At 70.0% G+C, this 4655-nt stretch carries 3 protein-coding genes; 2 read left to right on the forward strand and 1 reads right to left on the reverse strand.

The annotated features are described in order from the left end of the window. Positions 1 to 58 precede the first annotated feature (58 nt). Positions 59 to 1087 (forward strand): heme A synthase, encoded by a 1029-nt coding sequence (locus CED_RS05230; RefSeq protein ID WP_035908899.1) that lies wholly within the window; start codon positions 59 to 61, stop codon positions 1085 to 1087. Positions 1088 to 1550: 463 nt separating this feature from the next. Beyond that, positions 1551 to 2093 carry an NADPH-dependent FMN reductase gene (locus CED_RS05235; protein ID WP_084680693.1) on the forward strand — a complete coding sequence of 181 codons (543 nt, stop codon included), beginning with the start codon at positions 1551 to 1553 and terminating at the stop codon, positions 2091 to 2093. 1309 nt (positions 2094 to 3402) lie between these two features. On the opposite strand, the gene CED_RS05250 is transcribed toward CED_RS05235, so the two are convergent. Further along, positions 3403 to 4272 carry a heme o synthase gene (locus CED_RS05250; RefSeq protein WP_023841562.1) on the reverse strand — a complete coding sequence of 290 codons (870 nt, stop codon included), beginning with the start codon at positions 4270 to 4272 and terminating at the stop codon, positions 3403 to 3405. Positions 4273 to 4655: the final 383 nt, after the last annotated feature.

Genomic DNA, 4655 nt, shown 5'->3' on the forward strand with positions numbered 1-4655 from the left:
GGCACCATCCGACCAACGGAGAAGGATCCGAGCGGCCCGTGCCGGACAGGGCGTTACCATGGCAGTCGTGCCAGCTTCTACAGAGCGTCGGAGTTTGCCGCTGATCAGCCTTCGCGCCTTCCGGCTCCTCACCACGCTCAACGTGGTCTTGCTGTCACTGATCGTGGTGAGTGGCGGCGTGGTCCGCCTGACCGGCTCCGGCCTCGGCTGCCCGACCTGGCCGCAGTGCGGGGACGGCTCGTTCGTGCCGCACTCGGAATACGCCCTGCACGGAGCGATCGAGTTCGGCAACCGGGTCGTCGGCCTGGTGGTCGGCCTCGTGACGCTGATCACCCCGCTGGTCGCGCTCCGCCTGCGGGGCGGACGGCGGCGCGATCTTCGACTGCTGTCCTTCGGCCTCTGGGTGGGTTTCCTCGGGCAGGCCGTGCTCGGCGGGATCACCGTCCTGACGAAGCTGCACCCGGCGACCGTCGCCGCCCATTTCCTGCTCTCCATGGTCCTGCTGTGGAACGCGGTCCTGCTGGACCACCGGGCCCGCCAGGACGCGGGTGCGCCGACCCCGGGGGTCGGTCCCGCGCTGCGGTGGCTGGCGCGCCTGCTGGTGGTCGTCTNGGCGGGGGNGCTCGTCCTCGGCACGGTCGTGACCGGCGCCGGGCCGCACAGCGGTGACAGCGACCATCCGGCCCGCTTCGGGTTCGACCTCGTCAACGTCTCCCAACTGCACGCCGACGGCGCGATGCTGCTGGTCGGGCTCGTCGCGGCCATGGCGTTCGCGGTGCGGGTCGCCGAGGCCCCCGACGAGGCCAGGCGGACCTCCCTCGCCCTGGTCGGGACCGTCCTCGCGCAGGCCGCGATCGGATTCACTCAGTACTTCCTCGGCGTTCCCGCCCTCCTCGTCGCCCTGCACATGACCGGGGCGACCGTGATGTGGGTCGCCGCGCTGCGGCTCTGGCTCGCCCTGAGCTCCCGGCACCCCCGGCCGGCACCGGACGCGGCGCCCACGCTCGCGGCGGCCGGCGCCGAGGTCCCCGCGCCCGCCGGGCCGGTCGGGACCACCGCCCCCACCGGCGCCGGCATCGGCTCCTAGACCACCGACACCCTGGGACCACCGACACCCTGGGACCACCGACCCCCTGGCCACGGCGGCCACGCCCCGTTCCTGAGACGGGAAACAGTCCCGGCGGCCGGCTCGACGTCCGACGACCCGCCGCGGCACGGCCTCCGCCGAGGGGCCGACGTCGCGACGGAAACGCGACGGACAAGNGTGGAGGGTTGGGCATGGTCTGGAGACCGTCCCCCAGACCGGGCGCCAGCGCCACTACCGAGTGTAACCGATCACAGCCTTATGTGATCTTGTCGAGGCCCTGCCCCGACTCCTCACAATGCAACAGCGCCGTTGCGGGGGTCTCGCCGGATGACCGATGATTTGGAGCTCGATTATGATGGATGGAGGCTTGGACAAGCCTGACCTTCCCAACTCAGGAGTAATTTTCCATTTCTGGCACACCCAACGAAGGACCAGGTGAAAGTCGGCGGCTAGAATCGGNCGTGTGGATGCCACCCAAAAAATTCTTCTGCTATGCGGAAGCCTCCGCGCCGGGTCGTCCAACTCGGCGCTGCTACGCACCACGCGAGCATTGACCCCGCCGGGATTCGTTGCGGACGACTACGACGGTATGGCCAAGCTGCCGCACTTTAACCCTGACGACGACCAAGATCCTTTGCCTGTGTCGGTAGTGGACCTGCGGGCCCGCATTGCATCGGCCGCTGCGATCCTGATCTGCACGCCGGAGTACGCGGGCGCACTGCCGGGTTCCTTTAAGAACCTGCTCGACTGGACCGTCGGTGGGATCGAGATCGGGGACAAACCCACGGCATGGATCAACGTATCGCCGTCCACGACAAAGGCCGCGGACGCGCACGATTCCCTGCGCAAGGTGCTGCGTTACACCGGCGCCATGATCGTCGAGGAAGCCTGCATGCACATCCCCGTCCACAGATCGACCATCAACGACCAGGGCGTGGTCACCGATGACCNGATCCGGGCCGGTGTGCTCAAGTCACTGGCCGCGCTGACCGCAGCGGTCTCGTGAACCAGACCGGTCCCCGGGGTGGAGCGACCCGGGGACCGGGTCGACCGCTACAACACCTGCGCCGATTCATGCAGGTCCCGCNGCCGGATGAAGAAGAAGGCAACCAGGGCGCCGACCGCGCACACAATGGCGCAGACGACCATGACGCTGGTGAAGCTATGCACGAACGCGGCCCGACCGGCGTCGCCAGCCCGGGTGATGTTGCCGACGGCAACTTCCCGTCCCNCGGCCGAAGGTCCAGCGTACTTCGACAGCACCAGCTGCTGAAACAGCGCGCCGAAGCCGGCGATCCCGATGGCGACACCAACCTGCTGAAAGGTCTCGCCGATGCCGGTGGCCATGCCCGCCTTCGCGGCCCTACCTGCCAGCGCTGGCGTCGTTCGCCCGCCACCTCCGCAACGACTACGACGCCGTCGTCGCCGGGCTCACCCTGCCGCACAGTTCCGGGCCCGTCGAGGGCGCCGTGATTCCACGTAACTGTAAGTAGGCGGAATGAAATAACCTGTGCAACTTGAGCCTCTCGCGGCCCTGTGACCTGCTAAGATGCTCCCGAACATGCATTTGTTATTTCATTACGATTCCTAAAGATGGTGAAGAGGCAGATGTATGGACGGGCGAACTTCGATCTCCTGCGTAAGCGCGTGTTGATCAGACAACTCGGAAACCAGGCCATCACGTGATCGTCGCCAGAACCGAATAACGCGATCGCCTCCGCTGCCGCGGGAGACGGAACGGGATCAGGNGGGCGCGGACCCGGCGGAGGCTGGCCGGCCAGGACGGCAGTGTGCGGGTCGGGACCGGACGCGGGCTGCCGCCGGGTGGGGTGGTGGGTGTTCGGGGGTGTCGTGCCAGCACAGGCTGAACGCGCAGTTCACCAGGGCCGGGTGGCGGGCGATCGCGGTGGCGGAGCGGACCTGGACGTCGGCCCAGCCGAGTTCGTGTGTGATCTGTTTGTAGTCTTGTTCGACCCAGCCGTGCGGCCCGTACAGGCGGTCGATCTCGCTGTGGGCGGCGGGTGGGAACGCCGATGCCGCCGCGGTGGGCAGGTCGGGGNGGGGCAGGGNGGTGGCCAGATACCAGGTGCTGGTCGATGGCAGGGTCGCCGGGTCGGTGGTGGCCACGACCAGCCGCGGTGGTCCGCCGGGTCTGGGTGTGCCCGTCCGGTAGACGCGCCGCACTGGTGTCAACTGGCCAGGACGGGTGGGCCCGTCCCAGACCCTTCGCGGGCGGCCCGCCGGCAAAACAACGCCCCGTCCCGCCCGGTGACACCGGGATCAGGACGGGGCGGGGTCGGTGGGGTCGGGCGAGATCAGACGAGAGCGGTGACGGCGATCGCCACGAACAGCAGGGTCAGATACGTGATCGACATGTGGAACAGGCGCATCGGCCTCGGGTCCTCGCCGTGCCGGGCCCGGCGGGCGACCCGGTGCGACTCGACCAGGAACCAGGCTCCCACCGCGACGGCGGCGACGAGGTAGACCGGGCCGGTGGAGGCGACGGGAGCGACCGCGAGCGAGGCGGCGACCATCGCGTAGGCGTAGCCCAGCATCCGCCGGGTGACGACCTGGACGGAGGCGACGACCGGCAGCATGGGGACGCCCGCCGCGGCGTAGTCGTCGCGGAACTTCATCGCCAACGCCCAGAAGTGCGGCGGGGTCCAGAAGAAGACGACGGCGAACAGCAGCACCGCGGCCCAGCCGACGGTCCCCGTGACCGCCGACCATCCGATCAGGACGGGGAAGCAGCCGGCCGCGCCCCCGATGACGATGTTCGACGGGGTGCGGCGCTTCAGCCCGAGGGTGTAGACGAAGACGTAGAAGGCGATCGCCCCGTCCGCCAGCAGCGCGGAGGGCCAGTTGACCAGGAAACCGAAGAGCAGCGTCGAGACGATCCCGATCACGATGCCGAAGGTCAGCGCCTCCGTGGGCGTGACGGTCGCCCGCACGAGCGGACGGCGCTTCGTGCGGCCCATCATCTGATCGATGTCACGATCGACGTAACAGTTGATCGTGTTCGCGCTGCCGGCGGCGAGGGTTCCCGCCACCAGGGTCACGGCGATCAGCCAGAGCGACGGCACGCCCCGTTCGGCGAGCATCATGACCGGGACGGTGGTGATGAGCAGCAGTTCGACCACGCGCAGCTTCATTAGGGCGACATAGCCGCGGGCCTTCGCCGACACGGCCGCCCAGCCCCCGCGAGTCGCGTGCCCGGCGCCCGGGAGCCCGTCGGCGGGCGGATCGGCTGCGGGGGCTGGCGGGCCGGCTGCGGGGGCTGGCGGGCCGGCTGCGGGGGCTGGCGGGCCGGCTGCGGGGGCTGGCGGGCCGGCTGCGGGGGCTGGCGGGCCGGCTGCGAGGGCTGGCGGGCCGCCGACCCCCGGCGCCGGTGCGGGGACACCGGGCGGCTCGAGCGCCGGCGCCGGTGCGGTCGTTGGCTTGGAGGCGCCCGCCCGCCCCGGTCCGCGGGCGGGGACATGCCGGTGACGAAGGACGGCCTCGGTAGACAGAGCGACCTCGCGATCGGCGGGATCGACGGGCGACCCACGCGGGACGGTGCCCCGAANGT

The organism is Frankia sp. CeD (genome assembly GCF_000732115.1).
Classification (GTDB): Bacteria; Actinomycetota; Actinomycetes; order Frankiales; family Frankiaceae; genus Frankia; species Frankia casuarinae.